Below are 15,857 nucleotides of genomic sequence, written 5' to 3' on the forward strand. Positions count from 1 at the left end.
GGGAGGTTGGGGATGAGCGGCGAATTGGTGCTTGTCACCGGCGGGTCTGGCTTCCTCGGCGCCCACTGTATCCTCGAACTCTTGAAGGCGGGCTACCGCGTGCGCACGACCGTGCGCTCCGCCAAGCGGCAAGCCGACGTTCTGGCCATGCTCAAGGCCGGTGGCGCCGAGCCGGGCGGCAGCCTCTCCTTTGCCATCGCCGACCTCATGATCGATGCGGGCTGGCCGCAAGCGGTCGCCGGCTGCGACTATGTTCTTCATGTCGCCTCGCCATTCCCGCCCGGCGTGCCGAAGCACGAGGATGATTTGATCGTTCCGGCTCGCGAAGGCGCGCTGCGCGTGTTGCGGGCGGCGCGGGACGCCGGTGTGAAACGCGTCGTGCTGACCTCCTCCTTCGCGGCCATCGGCTATGGCAAGATGCCACCCGACGGCCGGCCGTTCACGGAGGAAAGCTGGACCGATCCGACCGGCAAGGTCAGCGCCTATGTGAAGTCGAAGACGCTTGCCGAGCGCGCCGCCTGGGATTTTATCGCCGCCGAGGGTGGCGGACTGGAGCTGGCGGTCGTCAATCCGGTCGGCATCTTCGGCCCGGTGCTCGGGGCTGACCATTCGACCTCCACGGAATTTGTCCAGCGCATGATGAACGGTGCGATGCCCGGGTTGCCGCGCCTGTCCTTCGGCATTGTCGACGCACGTGACGTGGCGGACCTGCATGTGCGCGCCATGACCAATCCCGCCGCGCGCGGCGAGCGCTTCCTGGCGGTATCGGGCGATTTCATGACCGTGCGGGAAATCGCGCAGACCTTGAAAACGCGGCTCGGCGGCGCAGCGTCGCGCGTTTCCACGCGGCGGCTTCCCGATTGGCTGGTGCGGATCGTCGGCCTGTTCAACCCGGAAGCCGCGCAGCTGGTGACGGAATTGGGCAAGGTCAAGAATGCCACCGGCGCCAAGGCGGTGCGCATGCTCGGCTGGGCGCCACGATCGCGCGAAGACGCACTGGCCGCCACCGGAGAAAGCCTGATCCGGCTCGGCCTGCTCAAGAGTTCGAAGTAACGCGGCGGGAGAAAGACCTGCCGCCGCGCTGCTTTCAGCCAGCCAACGCGGCTTTGTTGGCCTCGAGGAATTGCTTCAAGGTCTTCGGCGTCCTACCGGAAAGCGCCTCGATCGCGTCGGTCACCATGGCGATGCGGCCGGAGCGGGTGTTGACGTCGAAGGACACGACGACGTCAGCGAAATCCTCGGGAACGCCGGCCGCCTTCACACCTTCGGCCAGCGCCCCATCCGGAACCTGAATGACTTCCAGCGGCTTGCCGGTGACCTCGCTTACCAGAGCCGCGATCTCGGCCGTGGTATAGGCATGCGGACCGGTCAAGGTGTAGGTCTTGCTGTCGGTCGTGCTGGAAACAAGGCCTGCGGCGATCGCCGCCGCCATGTCGTCGCGTGCGCCGTGGGCGATGCGGCCTTCGCCGGCGGATGTATACCAGCGTCCCGAGGCGATCGCGTGCGGCAATGCCAGGAACAGGTTCTCCTGGTACCAGCCGTTGCGGAAGATCGTGTAGGGGATGCCGCTCGCCTTGATCGCCTGCTCGGTGCTGTAGTGGTCATCGGCAAACAGGACCGGCGATACCGGCTCCGGATTGGGCATCGAGGTGTAGAACAAATGCGAAATGCCGGCGTTTTTGGCCGCGGCGACGGCATTTTCGTGCTGCTTCAGGCGCCTGCCGCTTTTGAGATCGAGATCGCCGGTCGAAATGATCAGCACCTTGTCGGCGCCCTTGAACGCGGTTTCCAGCGAAGCCGCGTCGTTGAAGTCGGCCGCCCTGACGACGACGCCGCGCGCCGCCAGATCGGCAACGCTTTCTGGATTGCGTGTGGTGGCGATGATGTTTGCCGGCAGAACTTTGTGCGTGTCCAAGAGAAAGTTGACGACGCCGCGGCCGAGCTGGCCGGAGGCGCCTGTAACGAGGAGGGTTTCGGTCATGGGAGATCCTGACATTGTGCCGCAACGGCGGTCGAGTGGTAGTCTCAGAAAGAGACCAGCACTAAAATAGGAATTGACCCGGTGCCGTAAAGAAGGCAGTTTTTTGGGAGGTAGGCACGCGCAGGGAACCAGCCATGGACGGCAAGGTCATCAATCTGAAATCGAAGATGGAAATCTACAAAGCGATCAGCGGCGGCGGCAATATTGCCAATTGTCCGGTTCGCGATGTCATCCAGGGTGTCAGCGGCAAATGGAGATCGCTGCTGATGATGGCGCTGGCTGAACAACCCTACCGCTTCGGCGAGTTGAGGCGCTTTGTGCCCGACATCTCGCAGCGCATGCTGACCCAGACGCTGTACGATCTCCAGCGCGATGGCTATGTGCATCGCGAGGTGTTTCCGACCAAGCCGCCGAGCGTCGAATACAGCCTAACCGATCTCGGGCGCTCGATGTTCGGCGCCTTTCATCAATTGATCCTGTGGGCCGAACGCAACCATGATGCGGTGCGCGAGGCTCGTGCTGATTTTGATGCCGCCCAAGGCTGAACAGCCGAAGAGCCGCCGCGACTTGATTTCATCCGGCCGCTGAAGGATTGTCCCGGCCAGATCGGCTTGGGGGCATTGGCATTTCCTACGATATCGCAATTGCAGGCGCCGGCCCGGCGGGGCTCGCCATGGCGCTCTATCTCAAGCGCACCGGGCACAGGGTCACCGTCTTCGAGCGCTTCGAGGAACCCAAGCCCGTCGGCTCCGGACTGATCCTGCAGCCGACCGGGTTGACCGTGTTGGCCGATCTCGGCCTGCTCGACGACATACTGGCGCTCGGCGCCCGCATCGACCGGCTGCATGGCGCCGACGCCTCGACTGGCCGCACCGTGCTTGATGTCCGCTACGATGCGCAGTGCGGCAGCCGTTTCGGCCTGGCGGTGCACCGGGCTGCCCTGTTCGGCGTGCTTTTCCGCGCCGCCCGGCGCGAGGCCATCGCTATCGAGACCGACGTCGAGATCGAGGCCGTGGAGGCCGGCGAACGGGCGACGCTGGTCTGTGGCAACGGACGAAGGGCAGGGCCGTTCGAGCTGATCGTCGACGCCAGCGGCTCGCGCTCGAAACTGCGGCAATGCGCTGACAATGGAGGCGCGCCGCGGCCGCTCACCTATGGCGCGTTCTGGGCGTCGCTCGGCTGGCGCGGCGAGGGCTTCGACGAGCACGCGCTTTCGCAGCGCTACGACAGAGCGAGCGTGATGATCGGCGTGCTGCCAATCGGCCGTCCGGAACCGGGGGCTGAAAAGATGGCGGCCTTCTTCTGGAGCCTGAAGCCTGATGATGCCGACGCGGTGCGCGCCAAGGGCCTGGACGCCTGGAAGGAGAGGGTGGTCCGGCTGTGGCCGCAAAGCCGGGCGTACACCAGCCAGATCGACAGTTTCGACCAGCTGTCGCTGGCCCGCTACGGCCACCACACGATGAAGCTTCCGGTTGGCCGGCGGCTGGCGATCATCGGCGATGCCGCGCATTCGACCAGCCCGCAGCTCGGACAAGGGGCCAACATGGCGCTGCTCGATGCGGCGGCGCTCAGCCATGCGCTGGCACAGACCGACAATGTCGAGGCAGCCCTCGAAGCCTATGCCAGGGCGCGGCGCTGGCATGTGCGTGTCTTCCAGGCGCTGTCGCTGGCGTTCACGCCGTTCTACCAATCGGATTCCGTGGCGCTGCCGTTCATCCGTGACCGGCTGGTGGCGACCATCGCGAAAATCCCGCCGGCGCCGCAGTTCCTGGCGTCGATGGTGGCCGGCACGGCGATCGATCCGTTCAAGCGGATCGGGCTGACCGAAGCGCGATGGGCAGATCGTTTCGATGGCTCGACAGAAATGAGCCCTTCGCCCGCAGGAAGGCATCCAGCCGCCGCGGATAATCCGGTGCAACGGCGTCCCTGATGGAGGGGCGTTGGCTCAATGCCTTTCGCCAGGCCTGGACGCGTGGCTTGCCGTCCAGGATGCCGAAATCGCCGATCCGGTCGAAGGCGTCGAGATATCGGAAAACGGGGCCATGGACCGCATCGACGAGCGAGAAACAGTCGCCCGCAAACCATGGCCCACCCTGCCGGGCTTCGTCCGCCAGTTCGTCTTCAAGACGGCCAAACATGGCCGACAGCGTGCTGGTCTCGGCAAGGAAGCCGGCCTCGGTGGGGGCCGAATAGAAGCGGCCGATGGCGTTGAGGATGGCCGAGCCGAATTCGATCCAGGCACGGTGCCGGGCGCGGGCATAGAGATCGGCGGGGTGGAGGGGATTGGCCTGTGTCTCTTCGAGGAATTCGAGAATGACAGCCGACTCGAAGATTACCGTCTCCTCGCCATTCCGCGGCAAGCGCAGCAACGGAACCTTGCCGAGCGGCGAGATCGCCTTGAACCAGTGCGGCTTGTCGGCGAGGTCGATGTCGATGCGTTCGAACGGCACGCCTTTTTCGGTCAGCGAGATCGCCGCGCGCTGGACGTAAGGACAGAGAGGGTGGCTGACGAGAATGAGTTTGTCATGCTTCATGGATCTGTCTCTCAGAATTGATGCAGTTGCATCTATGTAGATGCGTGTGCATCGATCGTCAAGCTTGATGCATCTGCATCTATCGCCTAATGTGGGCCATGACCGAGAACACCACGCCTTCGCCGGACGCCATCAAGGCATGGGCTCGCCTGATGCGCGTTTCGCGCCAGCTGGTGGAGAGTGCCGAAGACGCGCTGAAGCAAGGCGGGCTGCCATCGCTCGACTGGTACGATGTGCTGCATGAACTCGCCGAGGCGGGCGAGGGTGGCTTGCGGCCGTTTCAGTTGATCGAGCGCACCCTTTTTGCGCAATACAACATCTCGCGGCTGCTGGCGCGGCTCGAAGCGGACCGGCTGGTCGAGAAACTGCCCGTGGCCGATGACGGCCGCGGCCAGACGATCCGCATCACGGCCAAAGGGCTGGAGATGCGCCGGCGGATGTGGGCCGTCTATGGCCGGTCGATCGCGGAACTGGTTGGCGCCAAACTCCGCGCGGATGAGTTGAACGCGCTGTCGGCACTGCTTGGACGGCTGCGTCATCCGCCTGCCGGAGACTAACATATGCGATGCGTGGCATCGCAGGGACTTGCAGTTTTTTCTTCGTCCCCCTTGCGCCGAGGACCGGATTGCGCAATATGCCGAACCGTAACGTACGGTACGGCCGCCGGATTGGCGACCAGCCTTGCCGTTTGGGAATGATCGTGTTGCTAGCAAACGCCGACATCGAAACCAGCGAGACGCTGACGGAGCGGCAGAAGGCCGTTCTGGATGCGGCATTGCGGCTGTTGGTCGAGGAGGGCGATCAACTGACCATGACCGCCGTGGCCAGACGGGCAAGCTGTTCCAAGGAGACGCTCTACAAATGGTTTGGCGACCGCGACGGGTTGTTGACGGCGACCGTGCAGTGGCAAGCGTCCAAGGTGCGGGTAGCGCCGGTCGATGGCAGGGGGCTCGATCTTACCTCGCTGGCGGCAAGCCTCGAGCGTTTCGCTTCCGACTGGCTGAAAGTGATTTCGAGCGATACCTCGATAGCGCTCAACCGGGTGGCGGTCAGCCATGCCGGGTCAGGCAAGGACAACCTTGGCGCCGTCGTGCTGGACAATGGCCGCTTCGCGCTGGCCAAGCGGCTGAAGCCGGTGCTGGAGGCAGGCCGCCAGGCAGGGCTTCTGGATTTCGCGGATGCCGAGACGGCGTTTCGTACCTTTTTCGGGCTGGTCGCCCGTGACGTGCAGATCCGTCTCTTGCTCGGCGACCGGCTGGAATTGACTGAGGCGACGATCGGCGGCGATGCCGTCCGGGCGACGCAGCAGTTTCTCGCTCTTTTCGGAGCAAAACCGGGCCGCGAGGCCTCTGATTCATAAAACGGGAAGGAAGTAAAAATGCGCGTCTATTACGATCGTGATGCCGATCTCAACCTGATCAAGGGCAAGAAGGTCGCCATCATCGGCTATGGCAGCCAGGGCAGGGCGCATGCGCTCAACCTCAAGGATTCCGGCGCCAAGGAGATTGCCATCGGCCTCAAGGCCGGCTCGGCGACCGCCAAGAAGGTCGAGGCCGACGGGCTCAAGGTGATGAGCGTGGCGGACGCCGCCAAATGGGCCGACCTGATGATGATGGCGACGCCCGACGAATTGCAGGCCGACATCTACAAGAACGAGATCGCGCCGAACATCCGCGACGGTGCCGCGATCGCCTTCGCGCATGGCCTCAACGTGCATTTCGGCCTGATCGAGCCGAAGTCGACGGTCGACGTCGTCATGATCGCGCCGAAGGGCCCCGGCCATACCGTGCGCGGCGAATACCAGAAGGGCGGCGGCGTGCCGTGCCTGGTCGCCGTCAACCAGGACGCTTCGGGCAACGCGCTCGATCTCGCGCTCTCCTACGCCTGCGGCGTCGGCGGCGGCCGTTCGGGCATCATCGAGACCAATTTCCGCGAGGAATGCGAGACCGATCTGTTCGGCGAGCAGGTGGTGCTGTGCGGCGGCCTGGTCGAACTGATCCGCGCCGGTTTCGAGACGCTGGTGGAAGCCGGCTACGCGCCTGAAATGGCCTATTTCGAGTGCCTGCACGAGGTCAAGCTGATCGTCGACCTGATCTATGAAGGCGGCATCGCCAACATGAACTACTCGATCTCGAACACCGCCGAATGGGGCGAGTATGTTTCGGGCCCGCGCATCATCACCGCTGAGACCAAGGCCGAGATGAAGCGCGTGCTGAAGGACATCCAGACCGGCAAGTTCACCTCGGAATGGATGCAGGAATACCGCGCCGGCATGTCGCGCTTCAAGGGCATCCGCCGCAACAACGACAGCCACCAGATCGAGGAAGTCGGCGCCAAGCTGCGCGCCATGATGCCGTGGATCTCCAAGAACAAGCTGGTCGACAAAGCCAAGAACTGAGCGAAATCTACGTTCGACGAGCAACGGACCAAAAACGGCGCCACCTGGCGCCGTTTTCATTTCCTGATCGTTCCAGCCTCACCTCAGCTATAAGGCGAATAGCATTGCTGGCGGGGGCCGTTGTAGGGCTGGAACGTATTGTCCCAGGCGCGATACGACCGGTACCTGTTGTAACACCATTGCACATGGGCGTTCGAAAGCCGTCCCGCACGGTAGTAGCGGCGCGGCGCCGGCCTATAATAATCGTAGTTGTTGTAGTTGTTGTACATACTGCCAAGGCCGAGCCCCAAGCCGAGGCCCAGGACCGCGGCGGCGCCGTCGTCATAATAGCCGCCGTGATAGTGGCGGCGGCCGTGACGCCAGCGCCAATTGCCGCCGCCGTTCCAATTGCCCCCGTTCCAGTGCCGGTTTCCATTCCAGTGGCCCGACCGGCGCCATCTCCAGTCGTTGTTGAAAGAGCGGTTGTTGCCGCCTGCCCAGCTGTCGCGCACCGGAGTGACCGCAGGTGCTGCCGTGCTGGCGGGAACCGACAGGTTCGGCTGAAGGATCGGACCGGCAGCGGACGGCGCCGTGACGCCGGAGACAATTCCGAGCGCTATCAGCCCGGATTTCATGGTGGAAGAAAAGAGCGAATTCATTGCACTCTCCAAGAGACACAGGCCCCACGCCTACCCTGGAATGGGCCTACTGTGGATGTTTGCATCTGAACGGCGGATGAACGGAAAGGTTCCGTCAACCATGACGCGAACAACGCAGGACCAATCGATCTCCGCTTGTGGTCCCTGCGATCTTGTTTTCTGGCGCACTTGCGGGCAAAGGTCGGAGCATGTCGCTGCGCCTTGCCACCTTCAATGTCGAGAACCTGATGAACAGGTTCGATTTTTCCGGTTATCGCAATCAGCTCAACGAGGACCGGACGCTGGCGCTGTTCGATATCCAGAGCGAGGCCGAATACAAGATGCTGGAGCAGGCCCGGGCGATCGCCCAGTCCGACGACATGCGCCAGCTCACGGCGCTGGCGATCGCCGCCACCCGTGCCGATGTGATCTGCATGCAGGAGGTCGACAACATCGAGGCGCTGAAGGCCTTCGAATACGGCTATCTGTTCAAGATGGTGGGGCAGGGCTACCGCCAGAAATACACCACGTCGGGCAATGATTCGCGCGGCATCGATGTCGCCATCATGATGCGCAACGAGACCGCGCAGGGCCAGCCGATCGAATTCGTGCGCATGACCAGCTATGCCCATGTCACCTACGAGCAGTTCGGGCTGTATACGCCGGAACTGGCGGCCCTCGGCAATCAGGCCAATGAACGCGTCTTCCGGCGTGACTGCCTGGAAATCGATATCACCGTGGGCGGCGTGCCGCTGACGCTCTATCTCGTGCACTTCAAGTCGATGGGTTCGCCGCGCAACGGCCTCGACGGGCGCGAGGCGACGATGCCGGTGCGGATCGCCGAGGCGCAAGCGGTGCGCCGGATCATAGAGCAGCGTTTCGGCGTGGATCATGCCGCCGACAAGCGGTGGGCGATCTGCGGCGACATGAACGATTACCGCCAGCGCGTGAAGATCGCCGGCGATGAATTCGACGGCTACCGTTTCGAGGTGGTCGACGAGGCCCAGTCCTGCATCGACGTGCTGACGGCGGGCGGCTTCAGTGAAAACATCGTCGAACGGCGGCCGGAAATGAACCGCTGGACCTTCTACCACACACGCGGCCCCGAGGAGCGGCATCTCTGCCAGCTTGACTATATCCTGCTTTCGAAGGGGCTGGCGGCGAAGAATGCCACCGCCGTTCCCGACATCATCCGCAACGGCCAGCCCTGGCGCACGATCTTTCCCGCGGGCCAGGAAGTCGAGCGTTTCCCGCGCGCCGGCTGGGACCGGCCGAAGGCATCCGACCATTGCCCCGTGGCGATCACGCTGGATATTGTCCGGTGAGCAGGATCGGGCCTGAACGCATGCGTTTCGATCTACCGCGCAATGTCATCCTGCCGGTCGATGCCGTCGAGGTCCGGCTCGATCCCGGCCCGCACCCTTTCGCGTTGGAAAACGCTGACGCGATCGCCGAGAACTGGCAGCGCGAGATCGCGGCCAATCCGGCGCTGTTCGACGGCACGGTCGTGCTTTTGTCGCAACTTGCCTGGCGCGACAACCGGCTCGTCGGCCGCTGTCATGCGATCAACTACTCCACCTTCATGCTTTGGCGTAAGCAGCGCGAGAATTCCGGCGCGGAGCATGCGTACGCCCATGCCATGCTGGTGGCCGGCGACAATGCGCTGGTGGCAATCCGCATGGGTTTACGCACGGTCAGCGCAGGCCGCGTCTATTTTGCCGCCGGATCGTTCGAGCCGATCGACTTTCGCGAAGGTCTGGTCGACGTCGATTTCAACATGATGCGCGAGGTGCGCGAGGAAACCGGTCTCGACCTGTCGGCTGCCAGGCGCGGCGTGCGTTATCATGCCCTTTCGACGGCAAGCGGCACGGTGATCTTCCGCCGCTATCACGTGACGGCACCGGCCGATGAGATCGCGCGGCGAATCTCAGCCTTCGTCGCCAGCGAGACCGATCCGGAGATCGAGGCGCCGGTCATCATCCGACATGCCGCCGACCTGCCGGAGGGGCTGTCGCCGCACATGAAGCCGCTGATCGAGTGGCATTTTTCCGGCGAAAGTTAAGGGCGCGTCTTGCCCTGCGCCGCCTTGCGATCGTTTTTGGCTGCGACGAAGAACAAGATAAAGCCGATACCCAGCAAGCCGCCCATCGCCATGCCCATGGTCTGGCCGACGACTGCCTGGAAATCCGAGGTGACGCGATCGGGATTGGCCATGCCGTAGCGGGCGAGATACCACCAGATGCCGGCCAGGGCGGCTTCGATGATGACCATCACCAGGATCAGTCGTGACTTCTTGCTCATGCGTCATTCCTCAACCAAGGATGCCATGGCCTAACATTGCGAGCCGCCTGGCGGGAGAGGGGGAAACGTCGAAGGTTGTGCAAAAAAACCAGATCGAAGCGCCGGACACGTTTTCCGATTGGGATTGCCTATTCGTGCCGGAGCGCGTCGATCGGGTCGAGCCTGGCGCCGCGCAGGGCCGGGAAGAAGCCGAACACCATGCCGATCAGCGCCGAAAAGCCGACGGCGAGCAGGATGACCGCCGGGCTTGGCGCGAAGGGGATGGTCAGCGTCGCCGAGGCGAGGCCGGCCAACGCCAGGCCGATCAGGATGCCGATGATGCCGCCGAGCAGCGACAGCACCGTCGCCTCGACCAGGAACTGGATGAGGATGTGCTTTTCATGCGCGCCGATGGCGAGCCTGATGCCGATCTCGCGGGTGCGTTCGGTGACCGAGACCAGCATGATGTTCATGATGCCGATGCCGCCGACCAAAAGGCTGACGCCGGCCACCGCACCCAGCATGCCGGTCATGGTGGTGGTGGCGCTGGCCATGGCGTCGGCGATCTGGGTCATGTCGCGGATGCCGAAATCGCTCTCGCGGTCGGGTGTGATGCGGCGTGCGTCGCGCAAAATGTCCTCGACGCGCGGCTGCAATTCCGTGGTCGGCGTGCGGTCGTCGGCGGCGATGTAGATGTTGTCGATATCGCGGTTGCCGGCGATGCGGCGCTGGTAGGCATGCAGCGGCATCAGCACGACATTGTCCTGGTCCTGGCCGAAGCCGGTATAGCCCTTGGGTTCGAGCAGGCCGATGATCTTGCAGGAGGTTCGGTTGACGCGGATGATCTCGCCTTCGGGATCGCCGGCGCCGAAGAATTGCTGGCGCACCGTCTCGCCGATCAGGCAGACGCCGGTGCCGGAACGGGTTTCGGAATCGCTGAACGGCCGGCCTGACACCAGCTTCCAGTCGCGTGCGTCGAGATAGGCGCTGTCGGTCCCGGTGACGCCGGAGGTCAGGCTCTCGGTGCCGAAGATGACGCGCACCTGTTTCTGCGAGGCCGGCGAGATGGCGCGAGCGCCGCTGAGATGCGCCACAAGCGCCGCCACGTCCTTCTCGGCCAGCGGCCGCACCGCCTGGTCGAGCCCGCCGGGGGCGCCGGGACCGGCGGGCCGCCCGGCGCGAACGACCAGCAAATTGCTGCCGAGCTTGGAGATGTCAGCCTTGACCTTCTGCGTGGTGCCTGAGCCGATGGTCAGCATGGCAATGACGGCGGCGACGCCGATAACGATGCCGAGCAGCGTCAGGAACGAGCGCAGCACATTGCGGCGGATCGAGCGCAGCGAGAGGCGGACGGTTTCCCAGATCATTTACGCCGTCTCCAGATTCATGGTGTCTGAGGCGACATGCCCATCGAGGAAGCGGATGGTGCGCTCGGCATATTCTGCGACATCGGCTTCGTGGGTGACCATGGCGATGGTCAGGCCAAGATCCTTGTTCAGCCGCGTCAGCAACTCCATGATTTCGTGCGTGCGGGCGGTGTCGAGGTTGCCGGTCGGCTCGTCGGCGACAAGCAGCGTCGGCCTGGTGACGATGGCGCGCGCGATCGCCACGCGCTGCTGCTGGCCGCCCGACAGTTCGGCCGGCGTGTGATGCTCGCGGCCGACGAGGCCGACCTCGGCCAGCGCCTGCATGGCGAGGTCGCGGCGCTCACGGGCGGCCACGCCGCGATAGATCAGCGGCAGTTCGACGTTTTCGGCCGCGGTGGTTCGCGCCAGCAGATTGTAGCCCTGGAAAACGAAGCCGACATAGAGGTTGCGCAGCATGGCGCGGCGGTTGCGGTCGAGCCGGCCGGCGTCGACGCCCATGAACGAATAGGTTCCGGCGGTCGGCGTGTCGAGGCAGCCGATGATGTTCATCGCCGTCGACTTGCCCGAACCGGACGGTCCCATGATGGCGACGAATTCACTGCTGCGGATCGCGAGATCGACACCGGCCAGCGCATGCACCTTGGCCTCACCCTGGCCATAGCTCTTCCAGACCTTGTCGAAGGTGATGAGGGCAGCACCGGCGGCCACGGCCTCAGCTCCGCTGCTGCGAGGCGGTGATGACCTGCGCGCCTTCCTCCAGGCCGGAGGTGATCTCGGTCAGTTCGCCATCGGTCGAGCCGATCTTCACGTTGACGGGATGCGGCCGGCCGTTCTCCAGCACGTAGAGCGTGCGCGAGCCATCGGTGGGGGCCGTCGCTGCCTGGCGCTGGCGATTGCCGCCTGGGCGGCCAATGCGGCCGGTGAACAGGTCGCTGAAACTCCAGGGCCGCGCGGCTTGCTGCGTCGGACGGTAGCGGAAGGCGCCGGCGGGCACGGTGAGCACATCCTTGGCCTGGCGGGTGACGACCGAAACCGTGGCGGTCATGCCGGGGCGCAGCAAAAGCTCGTTGTTGTCGACCTCGAGCCGCGCATTGTAAGTGACGACGCCGTCGGTGGTGATCGAGGCATAGGAGATGTCGCGGATCTCGGCATCGAACGGCCGGTCCGGAAAGGCGTCGACCGTGAAGCGCGCATGCTGGCCCGGCTTGACGGCACCGATGTCGGCTTCGTCGACCGCCGCCACCAGCTCCATGTTCCTCAAATCAGCGGCGATGATGAACAGCACCGGCGCCTGCAGCGAGGAGGCGACCGTCTGGCCCGGATCGACCGAGCGCGTCAGCACGATGCCGTCGATCGGCGCGTAGATGGTGCTGTTGGCAAGGTCGGTCTGCTGCGATTTCAGATCGGCATTGGCGATGGCGAGATTGGCCTCGGCGCTGTCGAGCGCCGCCTTGGAGCGGTCGCGCGTCGCGGTCGCCGCCTCGAGCGACTGGTCTGTCGCCATGCCGCGCTTGGTCAAGGCCGCCGCACGCACCAGCGCGCTTTCATTCTCGGCAAGCGTTACCCTGGCGTCCTCGACATTGGCCGCCGCCGCCTTGGCGGACGCTTCAGCCCGTTCGATCTGGACCTGCAGCTTGGCGGTATCGAGAGCCGCAAGCACGTCGCCCTTCTTCACTTGCTGGTTCTCGTTGACCGAAACCGAGCGTATGATGCCGGAGAGCTGGCTGGAAATGTCGACCTGGGTGAGCGGCTGCAGCGTGCCGGTGGCGGACACCTGGACAGTGAGGTCGGCCTTGGCGGCCGGGACGGTGGTGTAGTCGATCTTGGCCGGCGTGCCGGCATACCATTGGTAGAGGCCAAGACCGGCGGCAAGTGCGATCAGGGTCAGCAACGCATAGAGCCAGCCACGCCGGCGCGTCTTGCGCAGACCTTGTCGGTCGAGCCCGAGCGCGGTCTCGATGGCGGAATCCGATTCCGTCTTTGGCAGATTGACAATCTGGTCCACGCCGGACCCCTATGAAGCGCAATGTCCCTGTCTGCGTACAGATCAGGCTTGATGGTTCAAATATCAAATTAAATTTCGCCCATGTTTGGATTGAGGCAGGAATGCAAACCCGGAATTACTTGCTTTACGATGTGTTCACGACCGAGCGACTGGCCGGCAATCCGCTGGCCGTGGTGTTGGATTGCAAAGGTCTGGACACGGCGGCGATGCAGGCCATCGCGCGCGAGTTCAACCTGTCCGAATCGGTCTTTGTGCTGCCGCCGGACAATCCCAAGCATAAAAACCGCATCCGTATCTTCACGCCGGACTATGAAATGCCGTTCGCCGGCCACCCGACCGTGGGGTCGGCAATCGCGCTGGCCGAACTTGCCGGCGAGGGCGGGGCCGGCATCTTCGTGCTGGAGGAAAACATCGGCCCGGTGCGCTGCGCCGTCAGCAGGCACGATGGCCAGACCTTCGCCGAGTTCGACCTCGCGAAACTGCCTGAGCCGCTGAAACTCGAGGCCGATCCGGAGGCGATCGGTGCCGCCCTTGGCCTGACGCCGCATGAGATCGGCTTCGAGAATCACCGCGTCGCGTTCTGGTCGGCGGGCGTGCCCTATGTGACCATCCCGGTCGCCAATCTCGAAGCGGCGGGCCGCATCCGGCTGGACAACCAGGCGTGGTCGGAACTGGCGCCGCGCAAGAGCGACTGGGCCTTCGCCAGCCCCTATGTCTACTGCCGCGAGACGGTGAACCATGAAAGCGCGTTCCACGTGCGCATGATCGTGCCCGGTACGCCCTCCTATGAAGATCCGGCGACCGGCTCGGCTGCGGCCGCCTTCGCCGGCGCCATCATGCATTTCGACGGTCCGACGGATGGCATCTCGCAGCTGTGGATCGAGCAGGGGCTGGAGATGGGCCGGCCGTCGCGCATCCGCCTCGAACTGACCGTGCAAGGCGGAAAACTGACCTCCGCGCGCATCGGCGGCAACGCGGTCAAGGTGGCGGAAGGCAAGCTTTTCGTCTGATTGCGATGGGCTGAAAGCGATTTGTCGGGAAATGACTCCGGCAGGGCTGGACATGACGGATGGTGGCGGCTATATGCCCGCCAACGCCGGTTTTTGCCGGCCGAGTGGGTGCGTAGCTCAGTTGGTAGAGCAGCTGACTCTTAATCAGCGGGTCCACAGTTCAATCCTGTGCGCACCCACCAAATTCCTAGAAGACTTGGTGGAAAGACCCTGAAAGCGGGAAACCGATGCGGCTCATCCAAGGTGAGCCATCGGCGTTCAAAGGCGATTATTGCCGCGCCCAAAAACGCGGCCCAGAAACCTGCCGAATCGAAAAGCGATGCCACCGTTCACGCTTTGATGTTCGCCGACGTCACTGCCGGCCTTTCCTCCTGAAAAATCGCTGATGAGCCACCAGAAGAAAATCAGGAAAAGAACAAGAATCCCGGTGTCGATTGGGCCGTAGGTGGAGTATCCGCTGCGCCAAAGCACACCAGCACACATTGCAGCGATGGTTGCAGCAGCAGCGACTGGATGTAGCTTTTTCATCCTAAAACTCTATTGGAGAATCGCCTGGAACGAAAGCTGCCGTCCTGTGGGGCAGCCCTGTCGGCCGCACCCACCGGAAATCCCCTGATTACTTCTCCGACACACCAGCCTCGGCAAAGCTCGCCATCCTGGCATGGCACTCCAATGCCGAGCGGACGATGTTGACGGCGAGGCAGGCGCCGGAGCCTTCGCCGAGCCGCATGCCGAGATCGAGCAGCGGCGGCAGGCCGAGCGCTTCGAGCAGACCACGATGGCCTGATTCGGCCGAGACGTGGGCGGCGATCGTGTGGGCGAGGCCTGTCGGATGCAGCCTTGCCAGCGGGGCCGCTGCGGCGGTGCAGACGAAGCCGTCGAGCAGCACTGGTATGCCGAGATGCCGGGCGGCCAGCGTGGCGCCGAAGATGGCTGCGAGTTCGCGCCCGCCGAGCGTTGCGGCCACGCTCAGCGGATCGGCAAGGGCGGCGGCGTGACGCTTCAGGCCGGCCTCGATGGCGACCAACTTGCGCTTCAGGCCGGCATCGTCGACGCCGGTGCCGCGCCCGGTCCATTTTTCGGCACCGCCGCCGAACAGGGCGGCTGAAATGGCGGCGGCCGGCGTGGTGTTGCCGATCCCCATCTCGCCGAAGCAGATGAGGTCCAAATCCTTCGTCACCGCGTCATGGCCGGCCGAGACGGCGGCCAGGAACGCTTCCTCGTCCAGGGCCGGCACTTGCGTGAAATCGCCGGTCGGATGGTCGAGGTCGAGCGGGATGACATCGAGTTCGGCGCCGGCAATGCGGGCAAGCTGGTTGATGGCGGCACCGCCGCCGGCGAAATTCGCCACCATCTGCACGGTGACTTCCGAAGGGTAGGCCGACACACCCTGCGCGGTAACGCCATGATTGCCAGCGAAAACGAAGACTTTCACCCGGTCGAGCCTCGGCATGTCGCGGCCCTGCCAGCGCGCCAGCCATGCGGCGATGGTTTCGAGCCGGCCGAGGCTGCCCTGGGGCTTGGTCAGCGTGTCCTGGCGGCGGGCGACCGCATCGGCGGCCGCATCGCTGCCGGCGGGCAGGTCGCGGCAGGCCGCGCGCAGTTCATCGAGGGATTTGAAGGACATGGGGGAAAAATCTCCAAAAGGGAATCAAGCCAAGGGAA

General features: G+C 64.1%; 17 protein-coding genes, 1 tRNA gene and 1 pseudogene. 10 read left to right on the forward strand and 9 right to left on the reverse strand.

Annotated features, from left to right (window positions below):
- The first annotated feature begins 12 nt into the window (after positions 1–12).
- On the forward strand, positions 13–1,053 hold the full coding sequence (locus LB568_RS19840; protein WP_224731066.1) for an SDR family oxidoreductase: 1,041 nt from the start codon (positions 13–15) through the stop codon (positions 1,051–1,053).
- A gap of 34 nt (positions 1,054–1,087) precedes the next feature.
- Here LB568_RS19840 and LB568_RS19845 read toward each other — a convergent pair whose 3' ends face one another.
- Positions 1,088–1,981, reverse strand: coding sequence for an SDR family oxidoreductase (locus LB568_RS19845; protein WP_224731067.1), 894 nt, complete (start codon positions 1,979–1,981; stop codon positions 1,088–1,090).
- Positions 1,982–2,115: 134 nt separating this feature from the next.
- Between LB568_RS19845 and LB568_RS19850 the strand changes: the two genes are divergently transcribed.
- Together LB568_RS19850 and LB568_RS19855 are read left to right on the forward strand one after the other, a co-directional pair.
- The gene (locus tag LB568_RS19850; protein ID WP_224731068.1) at positions 2,116–2,526 is read left to right on the forward strand and encodes a winged helix-turn-helix transcriptional regulator; all 411 of its coding nucleotides are present in this window, start codon (positions 2,116–2,118) and stop codon (positions 2,524–2,526) included.
- A 47-nt stretch (positions 2,527–2,573) separates the two neighbouring features.
- Positions 2,574–3,824, forward strand: a pseudogene (locus LB568_RS19855) (FAD-dependent oxidoreductase); the annotation flags it as partial.
- On the opposite strand, the gene LB568_RS19860 reads toward LB568_RS19855, so the two are convergent.
- Positions 3,787–4,515, reverse strand: coding sequence for a glutathione S-transferase family protein (locus LB568_RS19860; RefSeq protein WP_224731069.1), 729 nt, complete (start codon positions 4,513–4,515; stop codon positions 3,787–3,789). The pseudogene LB568_RS19855 and the gene LB568_RS19860 sit on opposite strands and share 38 nt — an antisense overlap.
- Positions 4,516–4,613: 98 nt before the next feature.
- Here LB568_RS19860 and LB568_RS19865 point away from each other — a divergent pair, with 98 nt between their 5' ends.
- The 3 genes from LB568_RS19865 (at position 4,614) to ilvC (ending at position 6,913) form a co-directional block, all read left to right on the forward strand.
- Positions 4,614–5,072: a MarR family winged helix-turn-helix transcriptional regulator gene (locus LB568_RS19865; protein WP_224731070.1), complete on the forward strand. Its 459-nt coding sequence runs from the start codon at positions 4,614–4,616 to the stop codon at positions 5,070–5,072.
- A gap of 137 nt (positions 5,073–5,209) precedes the next feature.
- Positions 5,210–5,875 (forward strand): TetR/AcrR family transcriptional regulator, encoded by a 666-nt coding sequence (locus LB568_RS19870; protein WP_224731071.1) that lies wholly within the window; start codon positions 5,210–5,212, stop codon positions 5,873–5,875.
- A gap of 18 nt (positions 5,876–5,893) precedes the next feature.
- Positions 5,894–6,913: a ketol-acid reductoisomerase gene (gene ilvC, locus LB568_RS19875; RefSeq protein ID WP_013531065.1), complete on the forward strand. Its 1,020-nt coding sequence runs from the start codon at positions 5,894–5,896 to the stop codon at positions 6,911–6,913.
- Positions 6,914–6,996: 83 nt separating this feature from the next.
- On the opposite strand, the gene LB568_RS19880 is transcribed toward ilvC, so the two are convergent.
- Positions 6,997–7,551, reverse strand: coding sequence for a BA14K family protein (locus LB568_RS19880; protein WP_013894784.1), 555 nt, complete (start codon positions 7,549–7,551; stop codon positions 6,997–6,999).
- A gap of 188 nt (positions 7,552–7,739) precedes the next feature.
- Between LB568_RS19880 and LB568_RS19885 the strand changes: the two genes are divergently transcribed.
- Both LB568_RS19885 and LB568_RS19890 read left to right on the forward strand, forming a co-directional pair.
- On the forward strand, positions 7,740–8,855 hold the full coding sequence (locus tag LB568_RS19885; protein ID WP_013894785.1) for an endonuclease/exonuclease/phosphatase family protein: 1,116 nt from the start codon (positions 7,740–7,742) through the stop codon (positions 8,853–8,855).
- Positions 8,856–8,875: 20 nt separating this feature from the next.
- Complete coding sequence (locus tag LB568_RS19890; protein WP_224731072.1) at positions 8,876–9,592, forward strand: hypothetical protein; 717 nt, start codon at positions 8,876–8,878, stop codon at positions 9,590–9,592.
- Here LB568_RS19890 and LB568_RS19895 read toward each other — a convergent pair.
- From LB568_RS19895 to LB568_RS19910, 4 genes are all read right to left on the reverse strand, one after another.
- Positions 9,589–9,831 carry a hypothetical protein gene (locus LB568_RS19895; protein ID WP_013894787.1) on the reverse strand — a complete coding sequence of 81 codons (243 nt, stop codon included), beginning with the start codon at positions 9,829–9,831 and terminating at the stop codon, positions 9,589–9,591. The two genes, LB568_RS19890 and LB568_RS19895, sit on opposite strands and share 4 nt — an antisense overlap.
- A gap of 128 nt (positions 9,832–9,959) precedes the next feature.
- A complete protein-coding gene (locus LB568_RS19900) occupies positions 9,960–11,177 on the reverse strand; it encodes an ABC transporter permease (protein WP_013894788.1) in 1,218 nt (405 codons plus the stop codon).
- Complete coding sequence (locus LB568_RS19905; RefSeq protein ID WP_013894789.1) at positions 11,178–11,885, reverse strand: ABC transporter ATP-binding protein; 708 nt, start codon at positions 11,883–11,885, stop codon at positions 11,178–11,180.
- A 4-nt stretch (positions 11,886–11,889) separates the two neighbouring features.
- The gene (locus LB568_RS19910) at positions 11,890–13,182 is read right to left on the reverse strand and encodes an efflux RND transporter periplasmic adaptor subunit (RefSeq protein ID WP_224731073.1); all 1,293 of its coding nucleotides are present in this window, start codon (positions 13,180–13,182) and stop codon (positions 11,890–11,892) included.
- A gap of 101 nt (positions 13,183–13,283) precedes the next feature.
- Here LB568_RS19910 and LB568_RS19915 point away from each other — a divergent pair, with 101 nt between their 5' ends.
- Positions 13,284–14,192 carry a PhzF family phenazine biosynthesis protein gene (locus tag LB568_RS19915; RefSeq protein WP_013894791.1) on the forward strand — a complete coding sequence of 303 codons (909 nt, stop codon included), beginning with the start codon at positions 13,284–13,286 and terminating at the stop codon, positions 14,190–14,192.
- A gap of 106 nt (positions 14,193–14,298) precedes the next feature.
- Positions 14,299–14,374 (forward strand) — tRNA-Lys (locus LB568_RS19920).
- 76 nt (positions 14,375–14,450) lie between these two features.
- On the opposite strand, the gene LB568_RS19925 is transcribed toward LB568_RS19920, so the two are convergent.
- Positions 14,451–14,720 (reverse strand): hypothetical protein, encoded by a 270-nt coding sequence (locus tag LB568_RS19925; RefSeq protein WP_150111210.1) that lies wholly within the window; start codon positions 14,718–14,720, stop codon positions 14,451–14,453.
- Between the two features lie 88 nt (positions 14,721–14,808).
- On the reverse strand, positions 14,809–15,819 hold the full coding sequence (gene cobT / locus LB568_RS19930; RefSeq protein WP_224731074.1) for a nicotinate-nucleotide--dimethylbenzimidazole phosphoribosyltransferase: 1,011 nt from the start codon (positions 15,817–15,819) through the stop codon (positions 14,809–14,811).
- Between the last annotated feature and the right edge of the window lie 38 nt (positions 15,820–15,857).

The sequence above is a fragment of the Mesorhizobium sp. B263B2A genome (assembly GCF_020165775.1).
In the GTDB taxonomy this organism is placed as follows: Bacteria; Pseudomonadota; Alphaproteobacteria; order Rhizobiales; family Rhizobiaceae; genus Mesorhizobium; species Mesorhizobium opportunistum.

Bases quoted from the DNA above. Each gene is read 5' to 3' on its own strand.
- LB568_RS19840 (WP_224731066.1), top strand. From the start codon at position 13: ATGAGCGGCGAATTGGTGCTTGTCACCGGCGGGTCTGGCTTCCTCGGC.
- LB568_RS19845 (WP_224731067.1), bottom strand. From the start codon at position 1,981: ATGACCGAAACCCTCCTCGTTACAGGCGCCTCCGGCCAGCTCGGCCGC.
- LB568_RS19850 (WP_224731068.1), top strand. From the start codon at position 2,116: ATGGACGGCAAGGTCATCAATCTGAAATCGAAGATGGAAATCTACAAA.
- LB568_RS19860 (WP_224731069.1), bottom strand. From the start codon at position 4,515: ATGAAGCATGACAAACTCATTCTCGTCAGCCACCCTCTCTGTCCTTAC.
- LB568_RS19865 (WP_224731070.1), top strand. From the start codon at position 4,614: ATGACCGAGAACACCACGCCTTCGCCGGACGCCATCAAGGCATGGGCT.
- LB568_RS19870 (WP_224731071.1), top strand. From the start codon at position 5,210: ATGATCGTGTTGCTAGCAAACGCCGACATCGAAACCAGCGAGACGCTG.
- ilvC (WP_013531065.1), top strand. From the start codon at position 5,894: ATGCGCGTCTATTACGATCGTGATGCCGATCTCAACCTGATCAAGGGC.
- LB568_RS19880 (WP_013894784.1), bottom strand. From the start codon at position 7,551: ATGAATTCGCTCTTTTCTTCCACCATGAAATCCGGGCTGATAGCGCTC.
- LB568_RS19885 (WP_013894785.1), top strand. From the start codon at position 7,740: ATGTCGCTGCGCCTTGCCACCTTCAATGTCGAGAACCTGATGAACAGG.
- LB568_RS19890 (WP_224731072.1), top strand. From the start codon at position 8,876: ATGCGTTTCGATCTACCGCGCAATGTCATCCTGCCGGTCGATGCCGTC.
- LB568_RS19895 (WP_013894787.1), bottom strand. From the start codon at position 9,831: ATGAGCAAGAAGTCACGACTGATCCTGGTGATGGTCATCATCGAAGCC.
- LB568_RS19900 (WP_013894788.1), bottom strand. From the start codon at position 11,177: ATGATCTGGGAAACCGTCCGCCTCTCGCTGCGCTCGATCCGCCGCAAT.
- LB568_RS19915 (WP_013894791.1), top strand. From the start codon at position 13,284: ATGCAAACCCGGAATTACTTGCTTTACGATGTGTTCACGACCGAGCGA.
- LB568_RS19925 (WP_150111210.1), bottom strand. From the start codon at position 14,720: ATGAAAAAGCTACATCCAGTCGCTGCTGCTGCAACCATCGCTGCAATG.
- cobT (WP_224731074.1), bottom strand. From the start codon at position 15,819: ATGTCCTTCAAATCCCTCGATGAACTGCGCGCGGCCTGCCGCGACCTG.